The organism is Pedococcus sp. P2_E5 (assembly GCF_056403895.1).
The window spans coordinates 1-16,225 of record NZ_JBFUEP010000021.1 but is presented as its reverse complement, the minus strand read 5'-3'; the positions used below and the strand labels follow the sequence as shown (position 1 = coordinate 16,225).

The following is a 16,225-nucleotide window of genomic DNA, read 5'->3' as shown; positions in this document are numbered from 1 at the left end:
GCGTCAGTGATCGCAAGACCTTGGGGAAGACGGATCTCCCCTCACGGGCACCTCGACCACCCGCTCCGCCGGCGACGGGCCCCCCGAGCCGCGCCACGCGGCATACGAGAGTGAAGGACACAGAGATGAGTTCCACCAACTGGTCGTTCGAGACCCGCCAGGTCCACGTCGGACAGGAGCCGGACGCTGCCACAGGCGCTCGCGCGCTGCCGATCTACCAGACGACGTCGTACGTCTTCAAGGACACCGAGCACGCGGCAAACCTGTTTGCTCTCAAGGAGTTCGGCAACATCTACACCCGCATCATGAACCCGACCCAGGACGCCGTCGAGCAGCGCGTCGCGTCGCTCGAGGGTGGCGTCGGGGCCCTGCTCGTCGCCTCGGGCCAGGCCGCCGAGACCCTGGCCATCCTCAACATCGCCGAGGCTGGGGACCACGTCGTGGCGAGCCCGAGCCTGTACGGCGGCACCTTCAACCTGCTCAAGCACACCCTCCCCAAGTTCGGGATCGAGGTGGGTTTCGTCGAGGACCCCAACGACCTGGAGTCCTGGAGGGCGGCCGTCCGGCCCAACACCAAGCTGTTCTTCGGCGAGACCATCTCCAACCCGAAGTCGGAGGTGCTCGACATCGAGGGAGTCGCGGCCGTCGCCCACGAGGCCGGCGTGCCGCTCGTCGTGGACAACACGATCGCCACGCCCTACCTCATCCGCCCGCTGGAGTGGGGAGCCGACATCGTCGTGCACTCGGCGACGAAGTACCTCGGCGGCCACGGCACCTCGATCGCGGGGGTGATCGTCGACGGAGGGACGTTCGACTTCGGGGCCGACCCGGAGAAGTTCCCCAACTACAACACGCCGGAGGAGAGCTACCACGGGCTGGTGTTCGCGCGGGACCTCGGCGTGGGGAGTGCCTTCGGCGCCAACCTCGCGTTCATCCTCAAGGCGCGCGTCCAGCTGCTGCGCGACCTCGGTCCGGCGATCTCACCCTTCAACGCGTTCCTCGTCGCCCAGGGCATCGAGACGCTGAGCCTGCGCATCGAGCGGCACCTCGAGAACACCCACAAGGTGGCCGCGTTCCTGCAGGCGCACGAGCAGGTCGAGCAGGTCGTCTGGGCGTCTCTGCCCGACCACGAGTCCTACGCCAAGGCAACGAAGTACACGCCACGGGGTGCTGGGGCGGTGCTGGCGTTCGAGATCGCCGGGGGTGTCGAAGCGGGACGCCGGTTCGTCGAGTCGCTCGTCCTGCACAGCCACGTCGCCAACATCGGTGACGTGCGGTCGCTCGCGATCCACCCGGCCTCCACGACCCACTCGCAGGGCCCGGACGGCGACCGTCTGAAGGCCGGGGTGACGCCCGGGCTGGTCCGGCTCGCCGTGGGCATCGAGCACATCGACGACATCCTCGCCGACCTCGAGCAGGGGTTCATCGCCGCCAAGGGCGCCTGAGCTGACCGGCTGAGCCGACTGGCTGGGCTGACCGGCTGAGCCGACGGGCTGGGCTGACCGGCTGACACCTGCATCCGACCGAACACGTCGGATGCAGGTGTCAGTCGGCGGCCGCGGGAGGATACTGGCGGCATGGCTTCGCATCCGGGGCCCGTGACGCTCCACCTGCACGTCCACCCGGTCCACCTTCCCCACCAGGTCCCACGGCTCGCCCTCGTCGTGGCCCTGACGGTCCTTGCCCTCGTCCTGGTGCTGGTCATCGTCTCGGGTGGGGCGATCATGGCTCCCGACCAGCTGCCGAACCCGCGCAACCTGACCACGCTGGGTCGCTGAGCAGCCCAGGGGTGACTCGGGCTCACCCGTATGATTTCGCCCGTGTCCTCCGAGCAGCGGTCCCGGTCTCGGCGGCCACGTCGGCAGGGACCACCCCGGCCCGTGCGGGTCCCGCCACCCGTGCCGGAGCTCAAGTACCCCGCCGAACTGCCGGTCGTCGCGCGCAAGGACGACATCGCCGCCGCGATCCGCGACCACCAGGTCGTCATCGTGGCGGGGGAGACGGGCTCGGGCAAGACGACCCAGCTGCCCAAGATCTGCCTCGAGGTGGGGCGTGGGCAGGCGGGACTCATCGGGCACACCCAGCCTCGGCGCATCGCCGCGCGCTCGGTGGCCGAGCGCATCGCCGAGGAGCTCGAGGTCGAGCTCGGCGGCGCGATCGGCTACCAGGTGCGCTTCACCGACCAGAGCAGCGACACCACTCTCGTCAAGGTGATGACCGACGGCATCCTGCTCAACGAGATGCAACGAGACCGGCTGCTGCGCAAGTACGACACGATCATCATCGACGAGGCGCACGAGCGGTCGCTCAACATCGACTTCATCCTCGGCTACCTCAAGCAGCTGCTGCCGCGACGCCCTGACCTCAAGGTCGTCGTCACCTCCGCGACGATCGACCCGCAGCGGTTCGCCGAACACTTCTGTGACGCGGTCACGGGGGAGCCAGCGCCGATCATCGAGGTCTCCGGGCGCACCTACCCCGTGGAGGTCCGGTACCGCCCGCTCGTCGACCCGGAGCGGCCCGAGGCAGAGGAGCGTGACCAGGTCACCGGCGTGTGTGACGCCGTCGAGGAGCTGTGGACCGAGCGCGCCGCGGACGGGACCGGTCACGACATCCTCGTGTTCCTGTCTGGGGAGCGCGAGATCCGCGACACCGCCGACGCGCTCGAGTCGATGAAGCTGCCCCAGACCGAGGTGCTCCCGCTCTATGCCCGGCTCTCGGCCGCGGAGCAGCACAAGGTCTTCGGACGGGCCATCGGACGACGAATCGTGTTGGCCACCAACGTCGCCGAGACGTCGCTCACCGTGCCCGGCATCCGCTACGTCGTCGACGCCGGGACGGCGCGCATCTCGCGGTACTCCCAGCGCACCAAGGTGCAGAGGCTGCCGATCGAGGGAATCTCGCAGGCGAGTGCCAACCAGCGCGCCGGCCGCTGTGGGCGCCTCGCCGACGGCATCTGCATCCGCCTCTACTCGGAGGAGGACTACGAGGCGAGGCCGGAGTTCACCGAGCCCGAGATCCAGCGCACCAGCCTCGCGTCCGTCATCCTCCAGATGACCGCGCTGGGCCTGGGCGACATCACGGCCTTCCCGTTCGTGGACGCGCCGGACGCCCGTCAGGTCGCCGACGGCATCCGGTTGCTGGAGGAGCTGCAGGCCTTCGACACCGTCGCCGACACCGACGCGCCCCCGACCGGAAGGCATCGGGGGCGCGGGAGGCGGCTCACGGCATACGGGACGTCGTTGGCACGGCTGCCGGTGGACCCGCGGCTGGGGCGCATGCTGATCGAGTCGGGCACGGTGGGCTGCACGCGTGAGGTGCTGATCATCGTCGCGGCCCTGTCGATGCAGGATCCCCGCGAACGACCCGCCGACAAGCAGACCCAGGCCGACCAGTCGCACGCGAGGTTCCGCGACGAGCACTCGGACTTCGTCTCGCTGCTGAACCTGTGGGCTTACCTCAAGGAGCAGCAGAAGGCGTTGTCCCACAGCGCTTTTCGGCGGATGTGCCGCACGGAGTACCTCCACTACCTGCGGGTGCGAGAGTGGCAGGACCTGCACAGCCAGCTGCGCAAGGCGTGCCAGGACGTCGGCATCGACACCAGGGCCGCGACCGCCGCCCCCGGGGAGCCGCCCAACGCAGACCTCATCCACCAGGCGCTGCTGGCCGGGCTGCTGTCCCACATCGGGCTGCGGGACGAGGCCAAGCGCGACTACCTGGGGGCACGCGGTGCGCGGTTCGGCATCTCGCCCGGGTCGACGCTGTTCCGCCGCCAGCCGACCTGGGTGATGTCGGCGGAGCTGGTCGAGACGACCCGGCTGTGGGCGCGGAGCAACGCCCGGATCGACCCGATCTGGGCAGAGCGGCTGGCCCCGCACCTGGTGAAGCGCACCTACTCCGAGCCCCGGTGGTCCCGCAAGCAGGGCGCGGTGGTGGCCACCGAGCGGGTCACGCTGTATGGCGTCCCGTTGGTGGCCGCGCGCACGGTCCAGTACTCGCGGATCAACGCCGAGGAGTCGCGTGACCTCTTCATCCGGCACGCGCTGGTCGAGGGGGACTGGGACACCCACCACGAGTTCTTCACGGCGAACCAGGCTCTGCTGCAACGACTCTCCGAGCTCGAGGAACGGGCCAGGAGGCGCGACATCGTCGTCGACGAGGAAGACCTCGTGGCGTTCTACGACGCACGGGTGCCGCCCGAGGTGGTCTCCCAACGCCATTTCGACCGCTGGTGGAAGGACGCGCGCCGGCAGACGCCGCAGCTGCTGACCTTCACCGAGGAGCTCCTCACCCGCGACAGCGCCGAGGGGGTGTCGGCCCTCGACTATCCGAAGGTCTGGACCCAAGGTGGCATCGAGCTCCCGGTCACCTACCAGTTCGAGCCGGGCGCGGCGGCCGACGGCGTGACAGTGCACATCCCCGTCCAGGTGCTCAACCAGGTGTCCGACCAGGGCTTCGACTGGCAGGTGCCGGGGCTGCGGGAGGAGCTCGCGACGGCGCTGCTGCGGTCGCTGCCGAAGGCCACCCGGGTGCACTTCGTCCCCGCGCCGGACCACGCCGCTGCTGCCCTCGCGCAGGCCCAGTCCGGTGGTGACCGACGGCTGGCTGACGAGCTCGCGCGGGTGTTGCGGGCACGGACCGGCGTCCAGGTGCCGCCAGAACAGTTCGCGTCGGACCGCGTCCCCGACCACCTGCGCATCACCTTCGCGGTCGAGGACGGCAGCGGACGCGTGCTGGGCAGCGGCAAGGACCTCGGCGCCCTCCAGGAGCAGCTGGCCGGCCAGGTGCAGCGACGGATGTCGAGTGCCGCCGCTGCTGTCGAGCGAAAAGGTCTGCGGCAGTGGGACTTCGGCGACCTGCCAGCGACCTTCGAGTCGACCTCCGGCGGGCAGACCGTCCACGGTTTCCCTGCTCTGGTGGACCGCGGCGACCACGTCGACATCGTGGTGATGCCAGGCGCGCGAGAGGCCGGCGCGGCCACCGCGCTGGGTGTGCGCAGGCTGTTGCTGCTCAACACGACCGCGCCCTGGAAGCGGGTCCTGGCCACCCTGACCAACGCGCAGAAGCTGGCTCTGGGCGACAACCCGCACGGTTCGGTGCCGGCCCTGCTCGACGACGCCCTCGCCTGCGCCGTCGACGCGATCGTCCTCGAACGCGGTGGCGAAGGCGCTGGGGCCGATGGCGTTCGCGACGCCGCCACCTTCGAGGCGGTGCTCGCCGCGGTCCGCACCCACATCGCGACCCGCGTGCTGACGGTGGTGGCAGAGGTGGAGCCGGTCCTGTCCGCGGCCAGGGAGGTGCGAGTACGCCTCGACGGCCTCTCCACGCCGTTTGCCTCAGCCCTCGTCGCCGACGTCCGGGCCCAGCTCGACAGCCTCGTCTACGGCGGCTTCATCGCCGACACGGGACTGGCACACCTGCCCCACCTGCGGCGCTACCTGCGGGCGATGCTGCAGCGGCTCGACAAGGCCCCCTCCTCACCGGCCGCGCTGACGCGGGACGCGGCGAACCAGGAGGTCGTGGACCGCGTCGAGATCGCGTATGCCGACCTGCTCGACTCCCTGCCGCCCGTCGAGCGTCGCTCGGCCCCGGTCCGGGATGTCGGGTGGATGGTCGAGGAGCTGAGGGTGAGCCTGTTCGCGAACGGGCTCGGCACGGCACACCCGGTGTCGGAGAAGCGGATCCGGGCAGCGATCGCCGCCCTGGAGTGAGTCGCGACCCCCGCAGCGACGCGCGAGGGCCCCGACCACGTGGTGGTCGGGGCCCTCGTCGGTGAGGTGTCGGCTCAGGCGAGGTGGACGTTCTCGTGGCCCTCGGACGACAGCGACTCGTGCTTGACGTTGAGGAATCCGAACGTGATCAGTGAGCCGACGATGATCATGGCTCCGGCCACGAGGTAGGCGTGGCTCGACCCGAACGTCTGTGCCTGCAGCGCGATCTGGTGCTGCGCGGCCTGGACCTGCTCGGGGGACAGCGAACCTGAGGCCACCTTGGCCTGGAGCGCGGCTCCGAGCTCGGCACCCTTGTCCTTGGCGCCGTTGGCGAACACCGTGCTCAGCGTGGCCAGACCCAGTGCGCCACCGACCTGCTGCATCGTGTTGAGCACGGCAGAGGCGACACCGGAGTCCTCCGAGGCCACCCCGGCGGTTGCCGTGAGCGTCATCGGCACGAAGGTCAGGCCCATGCCGACCGCGAGGATGGTGATCCACGGGAGCAGGCCCGTGGCGTACGAGCTGTCGACCTCGAGCTGGGCGAACCCGAACATGCCGGTCGCGGCCAGCAGGGTGCCGACGCCCGAGATCCACCGGGGGTCGACCCTGGTCATCAGGGTCGAGGCGATCTGCGCGGCGACGACGATGCCGAACGAGAACGGGAGGAACGCGAAGCCGGACTTGAGCGGCGAGTAGCCCAGCACCTGCTGGATGTACAGGCCGAGGAAGTAGAACATCGCGAACATCGCGGCGCCGACGATGAGCATCACGGCGAACGAAGTGCCGCGGGTGCGGTCGGCCAGGATGCGGATCGGCATGAGGGCGTGGGTGGAGCGCATCTCGACGACGACGAACGCGACGAGCATCGCGACACCGGCGACGAGCGTGGTGAGGGTGGTCGCCGAGGTCCAGGAGTCGCTGGCCGCGTTGGTGAGGCCGTAGACGAGGGACACCAGGCCACCGGTGCCGAGGATCGCGCCGGGGACGTCGATCCGGCCCTTGCCGGGCTCGGACTCGGAGAGGAAGCGCGGCGCGAGGAAGGCGACCAGGAGGCCGATCGGCACGTTGATGAACATCGTCCAGCGCCAGTCGATCTCGGTGAGCGCGCCACCGAGGATGAGGCCGACGGCGGCGCCGGCACCGGACATCGCGGCATACACACCCATGGCGCGGTTGCGCGCGGGGCCGGCGGGGAAGGTCGTGGTGATCAGTGCGAGGGCTGTGGGGGAGGCCAGTGCGGCGCCGATGCCCTGCAGCGCGCGGGCACCGAGCAGCATGCCCTCGGTCTGGGCCAGGCCGCCGAGAAGGGAGGCGCCCGCGAAGACGAGCACACCGGTCATGAAGACCTTGCGGCGACCGAACAGGTCACCGAGGCGTCCGCCGAGGAGCAGCAGTCCGCCGAAGGCGAGGGTGTAGGCCGTGACGACCCACGAGAGGTTCTCCTGGGTGAAGCCGAGGTCGGCCATGATGTGCGGCATCGCGATGTTCACGATCGTGCCGTCGAGCACGACCATGAGCTGGGCGGCCGTGATGACGGTCAGGGCGATGCCCAGGTGCCGGCCCTTGCCGCTGGGCGCGACCTCGGGTTCCGGAGTCGAGACGGACTCGACGACAGCAGTCGAAGACATGGTGGATCCTTCTGGGTGGATGGAGTGAGCTGGCGTGGTGTCAGCCGACGTGGCGTCAGGTGACCTCACGGTGACGTGGTGAGGGTGCAGCGGTGGAGAGAGGCCGAGGGGTGGTCAGCCGCGCTGCAGGGTCGCGGCGCAGGCGGGGAGGACGACGCTGTCCACCAGGGAGATGAGGCGCTCCTGTGACGGGTTGGTGCCCGTCAGCATCGCCTCGTGGATACAGATGGCCGGCAGCAGACGTGCCAGCATTTCCAGGTCGGCGCCGTTGCCGATCTCCCCGCGCAGCTGAGCGGCGCGGAAGGTCTTGAGGGTGACCGCCATCTTGGGCGCCATGAGGCGGGTCATGATGGCTTCACGGAGCTCGGGGTCGCGGTGCAGTGACCCGAGCAGGGCGGCGAACACCTGGACCGGGAGGTCCTCGCCGATCCCGCCCTTGGCACAGGCCTGGGCAATGAGGTCACCGCGCAGGCTGCCGGTGTCGGGGTAGCGGTCGGCCTCGACGCCGATCATCAGCTGGAGCGCGTCGATGACCAGGTCGACCTTCCCCGGCCAGCGACGGTAGAGAGTGGCCTTCGAGGCCTTCGCCGCACTGGCCACGGCGTCGAAGTTCAGGCGGTCGTACCCCACGTCGGCCAGGGTCTCGAGCGCGGCTTCGAGGATCTCCCGTTCGCGGTCGCCCTCGACCCGGGGGCGGGAGCGCGCCGGTTCGGGCGCCTCCTGGGTCCCCAGGGCGGTGGCGGTGCTGGTGGGAGTCACGGTGGTCTTCCTCGAGTCGATGGACAGTACGAAACTGTTTCGTTTCATCGAACCGTACGCCTGCTCGCCCCATTCCGCAAAGTGGTCAAGTGTGACGGGCATCACATTCGGATGGCTCGCGAAACTCCCGACGGTGGTGGAGGTGAGGCACGGAATCCCCTGCCATGCTGAAGCGTTGCCACTGTGGACCGGGACGTCTGCGAGCATCCCGGGCCAGAAGCAGAGAACCTGACGAGCCCAGATCAGACCTGGGAACCGACCGCTGGAGTAGCCGTGCTGAACCCATCCGAGCTCTACCACTTCGAGACCGACACCGACCCGCAGGAGCTGCGGGCGTCGGTCATGGTCGTCGCGCTCGGCGGCTTCATGGATGCGGGCCACACGCAACGGATCCTCACCGACCACCTCCTGGGCTCGGGCGAGTCGACCGTCGTCGTCTCGTTCGACACCGACCAGATGATCGACTACCGCGGTCGTCGACCTGCGATGGTCTTCGACTCCAACCGCTGGATGAGCTACGACGACCCGTGCCTGGCGCTGCACCGGCTCGTCGACCGGGACGGCACGCCCTACTTCCTGCTGACCGGACCCGAGCCGGACTTCCAGTGGGAGCGGATGACCGAGGCGGTCCGTCAGCTCGTGGTGCTGCTCGGCGTCACCCTCGTCGTCAGTGCCCACGGCATCCCCATGGCGGTCCCGCACACCCGCCCCATCGGGCTCACGTCCCACGCGACGGACCCGCGGCTGATTCCCTTGCAGGACAACCCGTTCGGTCGCGTCGAGGTGCCGGCGAGCCTGTCCTCCCTGCTCGAGCTGAGGCTGGGGGAGTCAGGTCACGACGCCCTCGGGTTCGCCGTGCACGTGCCGCACTACCTCGCTCAGGCAGAGTTCGCCGACGGCGCCGTGACCGCGCTCAACGCGATCACCGCCGCCACCGGGCTCAACCTGCCCATCGACGACCTCATCGCGCAGGCGGGGCTCAACCGCGCCGAGATCGCGCGCGAGATCGAGGGGTCCGACGAGGTGTCGCAGGTGATCGCCGCGCTGGAGCGCCAGTACGACACGTTCAGCGAGGGTCGTCAGAAGCCGAGCCTGCTCGCCACCGACGTCAGCGAGCTGCCGTCGGCGGACGAGATCGGCGCCGAGTTCGAGCAGTTCCTGCGCGACGTCGCCGATGACGAGGCCGCCGGCGAGGGCAACCCCAGCTGACCAGTCCGGCGCCGAACCACGCGCCACGTCGCCGGGGCGGGGGCCCCGGCGACTCGTCAGACCTTGGCGTGCTTGGCGCGCGAGAAGCTGTAGAGAGCGAACGCCGCGAAACCGGCCGCCATCACGACGAGCAGGGCGGGGCCGAAGGGTTCGTCGCGTAGCGACTTGAGCGCGCCGTCGAGGCCGCTGGCCTCCGCCGCCTGCTTGTGCACGCCGGCAGCGGCGAACAGGAACCCGACGATCACCAGGGCGATGCCCTTGGCGATGTAGCCGATCCGGCCGGCGCGCGTCGCCCACGTGCCGGGGTGGTCCTGGAGGTCCTGGAGGAACTTCTTCGTCCATCCCTTGTGGACGTGGTAGATGCCGACGCCGATGATCGCGAGTCCGATGACGACCACGAGTGCTCGCCCACCGGGCTTGTCCAGCAGCTTGGCGGTGAAGTCGACGCTCTGGCTGCGGCTGTCACTGGACCTGCCCCGGGCGAACTGGAACGCCGACCAGGCGAGGGCGACGTAGATGACCGCCTTGCCCGCGGCCTTGGCCCGGCCGCCCCACGCGTCCTTGTCGTCACCGGGGTGTCCCACGAAGGCATCGGCGACCTGCCAGATGGCCAGGCCGAGGAAGCCGACGACGCCCACCCACAGGGCCGCCTTGCCCGCCCCGTTGCCGGCGAGGGACGCGAGGGCGCCGCTCTGGTCGGCGTTCTTGCCTCCGCTGCCGCCGAAGGCCACCTGGAGGGTGATCCAGCCGATCAGCAGGTGCAGCAGGCCACTCGTGGCGTAACCCACGCGCGCGGCGGCCTCCAGAGCGGGGTGGTCGGATGCCTTGGAGGCGGCCTGCTTGACGTCCTGGGAGTCCATGTCACCACCTAACCACGCATCCCCGCAGGTCAGGGGGTTTGCCAGGGCCCAATGGCCAGGGGTTTGCCAGAGCCTGAGGGTCAGGGTCTTCGCCGGGTCCCGGTCTCGGTGTTGGCCTCGTTCTCGATCCCGGCCTCGGCCTCGGTCCCGGCCTCGGCCTCGGCCTCGGTCCAGCGCTGTCGAGGGACTAGTCCTTGGCCTCGGACCAGCGCCGGATGATCGAGGCGTCGGCGACGAAGCGCACCTGCGTCGACCCGGTCCAGCGCCGGGCGCTGTCGGTCAGGGCGCGCTCGAGCCGGGTCCTGGCCTCGGCGGCGTTCTCCTCCGGGACGTGGACGAGCAGCTCGTCGTGCAGGCACAGCACGATCTGGGCGCCGAGGTCTCGCGTCGTGACCCTGACCGTGGCCGCCCACGCCTTGAACAGCTCGGCGGCGCTGCCCTGGATCACGGCGTTGCGGGCGAACCGGCCACGGGCGGCGTCGTAGGCCGCCGTGCCGTCCGCGGGCGCGTCGGCCAGGACCGCGTCGAGGCGGATCAGCCGACCCCCGAAGGTGCGCAGCGGCTCGCGCCGCAACCCCGCGGCATACGCGGCATCGAGGTAGCCCATGGCGACCGGGTAGGTGCGCTCGAGGTCCTTGAGCGCCTCGCCGGCTGCTCCGCTGCGCTGGCCGTACATCGCCGCGAGGACCGCGATCTTGGCCACCGGACGCTCCACCCCGAGCGCCGCCGCCACCGGCGCGTAGAGGTCGTCCGCCCGGGTTGCCGCGGCGAAGGCCTCGTCGCCGGAGACCGCGGCCAGGACTCGCGGTTCGATCTGGCCGAGGTCTGCGCGGACGAAGACGTGACCGGGGTGGGCGGCCACGGCAGGGCGCAGCGACGTGGGCAGGTTGTGGAGGCCGTTCTGCGCGGTCATCCGTCCAGCGGCTCCGTCGCAGGCGGTCCACCCGCCGCGCAGCCTGTCGTCCGGCCCCACGTGGGCGTCGAGCCAGGGGTAGCCGTAGGTGGTCGCGATGCGTTCGGCCTTGCGCCAGTCCAGGAGGGCGCCGACCACTGCGTGGGTCTCGCGGAAGGGCTCCAGGACCCACTTGCGCGTGTTGGGTACGACAACCCCGACAGAGGCGAGGAGCTCCTTGACCTGCAACGGGTTTCGCAGATCCGTGGACTCGCGACCGGGCGTGTGGGAGAGCACCTGCAGGTCGCGTTCGGCGCGGATCCGTCTCGCGTCCGCCTCGCTCTCGGGACGGGCTCCGGCAGCCTCCGCGATCATCCGCTCGGCGGTCGCCCGGTCGACGGGCAGCCCGTCGCGGGCGAGCTCGACACACAGGAACGCTGCGGCGGACTCCGAGTGGGCCGCCGCCACGGACCGTGGGCCCACCTCCGCCAGGGCGGACTCCTGGGCGTTTGCGCAGGCGAGGGTCGCYCGGCCCCACGCCACCACCGTGTCGTCGTCCGGCACCCACGTGGCCGTGCCCGCGTCGGGGTCGAGGTAGCCGTCGGACCTCACCACCGACAGTCCCGCGTCGACGTCGGTGCCCGGCCCGCCGGTCGACGCCCCGGACACCCCCGACGCCCGCGAGGGCTCGGTGGTGTGGAAGTCGAAGAGGTCTCCGCGCGTCGCAGCGGGCAGGCCCGCACGATCCAGCCGGTGTGCCGCGGCCCACGCCACCTGGGGCGTCGCCTCCCACCCGCCGGCGAGCAGGCGATGGGCTTCGGCCACGTCCCAGCAACGGTTCACCGGCACCCCGGCCGCGACGAGTGCGGAGGCGTCGCCACCGGCGGACCACCAGACCCACCTCACGTCACCGGCCTGCTCGAGGTCGGCTGCCCGCGGGACGAGCTCGCCCACCGGGCCGATGAGCTGGACGTGTTCGCCCACGATCGCGGCGCGACCGTCCGCTGTGGCGACGAACGCGACGTGGGCAGCAGGCATGGCGGCCACATCCTCGCACCCGGGACCGACGACCCGGTCGGTGGTCAGGTGCGGGTCTTGAGGGCGACCTGGCGCTTGATCCGGCTCAGCATCCCGACCATGCCACGCAGCCGCAGCGGCGAGACCGCCTCACCGAGCGAGAACCGGTACGGCGCGTCCTCCGGCACGGCCAGCACCTCGGCGGCGGTCAGGCCGTCGAGCCCCTCGCTGAGGATCCCCGCGAACCCGCGGGTCGTCGGCGCCTCCGCGGGCGCCGAGAAGAACAGGTGCACGGCCCGCTCACCCGGCTGGTCGGCGGGCTCGTCCGCGACCTCGACGGCGAGGAAGATCGGGGACTGGCACTCGTGGACCTGTTCCATGGTGTCGAGCGACCCGGCATACCTCTCCGGGAGGTCGGGCAGTCCCTCACTGAACTCCAGCAGGAGCTCCAGGCGTTGCGGCGCAAGCAGATCCGCGAAGTCGTCGGCGATCTCCTGCATCGCAGCCGGCAGGGGGACGGGCTGGGCCGAGGCCTGGTCACTCACGGCACTGGTCACGTCGGCGCGCCTTGTTCGACAGGGACGCGCACGGCGTTGCCCCACTCGGTCCACGAGCCGTCGTAGTTGCGGACGGCGTCGAAGCCCAGCAGGTGGGTGAGGACGAACCAGGTGTGCGACGAGCGCTCGCCGATGCGGCAGTAGGCGATCGTGGCGGCGTCGGGGGACAGGCCCTGCTCCTGCAGGTAGATCGCCTCGAGGTCCTCGCGCGACTTGAAGGTGCCGTCCTCGTTGGCCGCCCGGGCCCACGGCACCGACTTGGCGCCCGGGATGTGCCCGCCGCGCATCGCGCCCTCCTGGGGGTAGTCGGGCATGTGCAGCAGCTCGCCGCTGAACTCGCCGGGGGAGCGCACGTCGACCAGCGGCCCACCGAGGTGGGCGAGCACGTCCTCCTTGAACGCCCGGATCGGCGCGTCGTCGCGTTCCACCACGGGGTATGCCGCGTCGCCGGCCAGGGCGCCGACGGCGGGAACCTCTCGCGTGAGCTCGCGACCCTCGGCCGCCCACTTGGCGCGACCGCCGTCGAGCAACCGGACGTCCTCGTGGCCGAACAGGCTCATCACCCACAGCGCATAGGCGGCCCACCAGTTGTTCTTGTCGCCGTAGACCACGACCGTGGTGCCTCGGCCGACGCCGCGGGCCGACATGACCGCGGCGAACTGCTCGGCGTCGACGTAGTCGCGCACCACCGGGTCGTTCAGGTCCTGGTGCCAGTCCAGCTTGAGCGAGCCGGGGATGTGGCCCGTGTCGTAGAGCAGCACGTCCTCGTCGGACTCCAGGACGACGATGCCGTCGGGCCCACCGACGGCTCCGGCCTCGATCTGGTCGGCCAGCCACTGCGTGCTGACCAGCCGCTCCGGGTGGGCGTACTGCGTGAAGCCGGCGGAGGAGGACTCAGTGGTTGGGGCCATGTCCCAAGGCTAATCCCGCTGGTCCTCCGGGCCCATGGCAGGATGGCGGCGACCGACCGAAACGAAACCCGGAGGGGTGCTGACGTGGGCTTTCTCGGAATGGGCAAGGACGAGGCGGAGGCAAAGCCGACCTCGGCGCTCGAACGGGGGAAGGCCCCTCGCGAGGACTCGGGCATGTTCTCCGGCGCAGTGACCGGCCTGATCGAGAGCCTGCTCGACGTGGGCATCGACGGCAAGGGTCCGTTCGACTCGGCGCAGAAGGTCGCCGATGTCCGGCGGGCCGAGAAGCCGGGTGCCGAGGAGGCGGTCGACGCCGTCGTGCGAAGTCACCTCAGGCTTGCTGCCGCCGGTGGTTTCGTCACCGGGCTGGGCGGTTTCGTCACGCTGCCGGTGGCGCTCCCGGCCAACGTCGTCGAGTTCTACGTCGTGGCGACCCGGATGGTGGCCTCGATCGCGTCCCTGCGCGGCTACGACATCAAGCGGCCCGAGATCCGCTCGGCGGTGCTGCTCACCCTCGTCGGGGCCGACGCCGACGACCTGCTGAAGAAGGCGGGTGTGGCCTCGACCGGCCGGCTCGCCAACCTCGCGGCCCAGCGGCTGCCCGGACCGGCGTTGATGGTGGTCAACAAGGCGGTCGGTTTCCGGCTGCTGTCGACCGCCGGGAAGAAGACGCTGAGCCGGTTCGGCAAGGGCGTGCCGGTCATCGGCGGCGTCGTCGGCGCCGGCCTCGACAGCTACCTGCTGAAGAAGATCGCCGACCACGCGCGCCACGAGTTCCCGCCCAGGGCCACCGGACTCTGACTGCCCGGCTCCGAGTGGCGTGGGCCGCCTCGTGTGCGCACGCTGGGACGGTGCCGGGAATCACCGGGGCACCCAGGTCGTTTGAACTGTGTCCGGGCCACGTCGGCGTCCGGGAGCGGCGCCCTCGAACAACCTGAGCCCTCGAACAACCTGCGCCCTCGAACAACGGGAGTCTGACCATGGCCATGACCCGCTTCGGTGCCCTGCGCACCATCGCCACCGCGGTACGGACCTCAATGCGTCCTGGTTCGCCCGCCCTGGGGGAACGCCTGATGAGCCTGCCCCGGCTCGTCCGGGCCACTTTTCGCGGTGAGTATGCCGGGACCACCCGCGGTCGGCTGCTGATGGTTCTCGGGGCGGTGGCCTACGTCGTGTCGCCCATCGACCTGATCCCCGAGCTGGCGCTGTCCGTCTTCGGCCTCGCCGACGACGCCGTGGTGGTGTCGTGGATCGCTGCGACCGTCGTCAACGAGACCGAGTCGTTCCTGGCCTGGGAGCGCGCCACGCCGGCGACGACCGTGCACGAGACCGTGGAGGGCGACGTCGTCCGCTGACGCCACGCACGTCCTGACGCGCGGCCGGGGTGTGGGAAGCGGTCGGCTGGTGGAGGACGCCGTTGCGGCGCCGTTGTGGCGCCCGCGAGCCACACCCGGGGCAGCGCCGACCCGGGCGTCCACAGGGCTCGAGCACCGGCGCTGACGGACGGCTGCCTGGACGCCAGCGTTGGCCCATGAGCCAGATCAGACTGCGCGGCCCGGCGGACGTCGTGGCCGTCCTGCCCTACCAGCTCGGCTACCACCCGCAGGGCTCGATCGTGCTGCTCGCCCTGCACGGTCGCAGCGTCGGGCTGATCGAGCGGATCGACCTGCCGCCAGCGGAGGACGTCGAGGAGGTTGGCCGCGTCCTCGTGGGTCCGCTGCTCCGTGACCGTCCGGAGGCGGTCATGCTCGTGGGCTACGAGACGGCCCCGGGCTCGAGCAGGCCCGCTCTGGAGGTCGTCCGTCGGCTGGCGACCGAGGCCGACCTCGATGTGCTCGACCGCCTCGTCGTCCGTGACGGGCGCTGGTTCGGCATCGACTGCGCCGACGGGTGCTGCCCGCCGGAGGGTGCGCCGGTCCCGGAGGCAGCCGACACCCCGGCCGTCGCCGAGTACGTCGGGCTCGAGGTCGCGCCGCTGACCGGTCGGTCGGCGATTGCCGGCCTCGTCGCCGCGGATCCTGCCCTGGCCGAGGCCGTGGCCACCGAGCTGACCGGGGTCGTGCCGTCCGACCCGGGACGGTCCGAGGCCGCCCGTCGGCTCGAGGCGCTGTCGCGCTGGTCCGTGGTCTGCGACGTGACCGATGGCGCCGCCGACGTCCAGGATCTCGGACCGGCCGAGGTCTCCCTGCTCGTGCGCAGCCTGGAGGACCTCGCGCTGCGTGACGGGCTGGTGGGCTGGCTGTGCCCGGGTTCGCTGCCCCTGGACTCCCTGGAGCCGGACCTCGTCGACGCCCTGCGCTGCACCATGCCACCTCCCACCTGGCAGCGCGGGTCCGGTGGCGCCTCGGCCGTGGCCGGGGGCAGGCTGCTCGCCAGGTTGCAGTCCCTGGCCAGGTCGGTGCCGGACGAGCACGCGGCGCCGGTGCTCACCGTGCTCGCCAGCTGTGCCTGGTGGCGCGGTGACGGTGCCCTGGCCCGGACCTGTGTGGACCGTGCCCTGCGGGCGCGCCCCGAGTACCGTCTGGCGCTGCTGCTCGAAGGCATGCTCGACCTCGGAGTGCGCCCCGGGAGCCAGGGGGAGCAACCCGCGGCGGAGCTGCGGTCCGGCTGACAGGATGCGTCGCGCCGCCTCGAGGCGGCCGGGCTCGAGGCGGCCGGGCCCGGGGCGGCCGGGCCCGGGG

General features: G+C 71.0%; 13 protein-coding genes. 7 read left to right on the top strand and 6 right to left on the bottom strand.

Going from position 1 to position 16,225, the window contains the following annotated elements; genetic code table 11:
• The first annotated feature begins 125 nt into the window (after positions 1–125).
• From AC1DVZ_RS08850 to hrpA, 3 genes are all read left to right on the top strand, one after another.
• Positions 126–1,445: a bifunctional o-acetylhomoserine/o-acetylserine sulfhydrylase gene (locus AC1DVZ_RS08850; RefSeq protein ID WP_477617814.1), complete on the top strand. Its 1,320-nt coding sequence runs from the start codon at positions 126–128 to the stop codon at positions 1,443–1,445.
• Between the two features lie 132 nt (positions 1,446–1,577).
• Positions 1,578–1,778, top strand: a complete 201-nt coding sequence (locus tag AC1DVZ_RS08845; RefSeq protein WP_477617813.1) for a hypothetical protein — start codon at positions 1,578–1,580, stop codon at positions 1,776–1,778.
• A gap of 30 nt (positions 1,779–1,808) precedes the next feature.
• The gene (gene hrpA / locus AC1DVZ_RS08840; protein WP_477617812.1) at positions 1,809–5,711 is read left to right on the top strand and encodes an ATP-dependent RNA helicase HrpA; all 3,903 of its coding nucleotides are present in this window, start codon (positions 1,809–1,811) and stop codon (positions 5,709–5,711) included.
• A gap of 74 nt (positions 5,712–5,785) precedes the next feature.
• On the opposite strand, the gene AC1DVZ_RS08835 is transcribed toward hrpA, so the two are convergent.
• Both AC1DVZ_RS08835 and AC1DVZ_RS08830 read right to left on the bottom strand, forming a co-directional pair.
• Positions 5,786–7,339, bottom strand: a complete 1,554-nt coding sequence (locus AC1DVZ_RS08835) for a DHA2 family efflux MFS transporter permease subunit (RefSeq protein ID WP_477617811.1) — start codon at positions 7,337–7,339, stop codon at positions 5,786–5,788.
• 114 nt (positions 7,340–7,453) lie between these two features.
• Positions 7,454–8,098, bottom strand: a complete 645-nt coding sequence (locus AC1DVZ_RS08830; protein ID WP_477617810.1) for a TetR-like C-terminal domain-containing protein — start codon at positions 8,096–8,098, stop codon at positions 7,454–7,456.
• A 273-nt stretch (positions 8,099–8,371) separates the two neighbouring features.
• On the opposite strand from AC1DVZ_RS08830, the gene AC1DVZ_RS08825 reads away from it, so the two are divergent.
• A complete protein-coding gene (locus AC1DVZ_RS08825; RefSeq protein WP_477617809.1) occupies positions 8,372–9,307 on the top strand; it encodes a PAC2 family protein in 936 nt (311 codons plus the stop codon).
• 56 nt (positions 9,308–9,363) lie between these two features.
• Here the strand turns inward: AC1DVZ_RS08825 and AC1DVZ_RS08820 are convergent, their stop codons facing one another.
• The 4 genes from AC1DVZ_RS08820 to AC1DVZ_RS08805 all read right to left on the bottom strand — a co-directional run bounded on the left by AC1DVZ_RS08820 (position 9,364) and on the right by AC1DVZ_RS08805 (position 13,544).
• Positions 9,364–10,167, bottom strand: a complete 804-nt coding sequence (locus AC1DVZ_RS08820; protein ID WP_477617808.1) for a DUF1206 domain-containing protein — start codon at positions 10,165–10,167, stop codon at positions 9,364–9,366.
• A gap of 187 nt (positions 10,168–10,354) precedes the next feature.
• Complete coding sequence (locus AC1DVZ_RS08815; RefSeq protein ID WP_477617807.1) at positions 10,355–12,097, bottom strand: DNA polymerase; 1,743 nt, start codon at positions 12,095–12,097, stop codon at positions 10,355–10,357.
• A 44-nt stretch (positions 12,098–12,141) separates the two neighbouring features.
• On the bottom strand, positions 12,142–12,576 hold the full coding sequence (locus AC1DVZ_RS08810; RefSeq protein ID WP_477617865.1) for a SufE family protein: 435 nt from the start codon (positions 12,574–12,576) through the stop codon (positions 12,142–12,144).
• Between the two features lie 53 nt (positions 12,577–12,629).
• Positions 12,630–13,544: a sulfurtransferase gene (locus tag AC1DVZ_RS08805; RefSeq protein WP_477617806.1), complete on the bottom strand. Its 915-nt coding sequence runs from the start codon at positions 13,542–13,544 to the stop codon at positions 12,630–12,632.
• A gap of 84 nt (positions 13,545–13,628) precedes the next feature.
• Between AC1DVZ_RS08805 and AC1DVZ_RS08800 the strand changes: the two genes are divergently transcribed.
• The 3 genes from AC1DVZ_RS08800 to AC1DVZ_RS08790 all read left to right on the top strand — a co-directional run bounded on the left by AC1DVZ_RS08800 (position 13,629) and on the right by AC1DVZ_RS08790 (position 16,155).
• Entirely contained in the window at positions 13,629–14,345 is a 717-nt protein-coding gene (locus AC1DVZ_RS08800; RefSeq protein WP_477617805.1) for an EcsC family protein, read from the top strand.
• 179 nt (positions 14,346–14,524) lie between these two features.
• Entirely contained in the window at positions 14,525–14,899 is a 375-nt protein-coding gene (locus tag AC1DVZ_RS08795) for a YkvA family protein (protein ID WP_477617804.1), read from the top strand.
• 176 nt (positions 14,900–15,075) lie between these two features.
• Complete coding sequence (locus tag AC1DVZ_RS08790; RefSeq protein ID WP_477617803.1) at positions 15,076–16,155, top strand: DUF4192 domain-containing protein; 1,080 nt, start codon at positions 15,076–15,078, stop codon at positions 16,153–16,155.
• Positions 16,156–16,225: the final 70 nt, after the last annotated feature.